This is a genomic window from Duganella violaceipulchra (assembly GCF_019166075.1).
GTDB lineage: Bacteria > Pseudomonadota > Gammaproteobacteria > Burkholderiales > Burkholderiaceae_D > Rugamonas > Rugamonas violaceipulchra.
In genome coordinates this window covers 1-256 of the sequence record NZ_JAHTGR010000207.1, presented here as the reverse complement: position 1 = coordinate 256, position 256 = coordinate 1, and the positions used below count along the sequence as shown (strand labels likewise).

Here is a 256-nt window from a genome sequence, read left to right as displayed (position 1 = left end):
ATCTGGTCCAGCGGCAGCTTGCGCGCCGGCGGCAGGCACAGCGTGCCGCCCGCGCACAGCGGCACGAACAGGTCGCGCAGGAAGGCGTCGAAGGTCGGCGCCGTCAGCTGGCTCACGCGGCACTGCGGGTCCAGGCCGAAGGCGTCGATCTCCCAGTCGATGAACTGGGCCAGGCCGCCCACCGATCCCAGGATGGGCTTGGGCGTGCCGCTCGAACCGGACGTGAAGAACAGGTAGCACGGTTCGCGCAGCTGTT

General features: G+C 69.9%; 1 protein-coding gene. It reads right to left on the bottom strand.

The genetic code is table 11. The annotated features are described in order from the left end of the window. On the bottom strand, positions 1-256 hold a 256-nt coding region (locus tag KVP70_RS33715; RefSeq protein ID WP_217946779.1), incomplete at both ends, for an AMP-binding protein.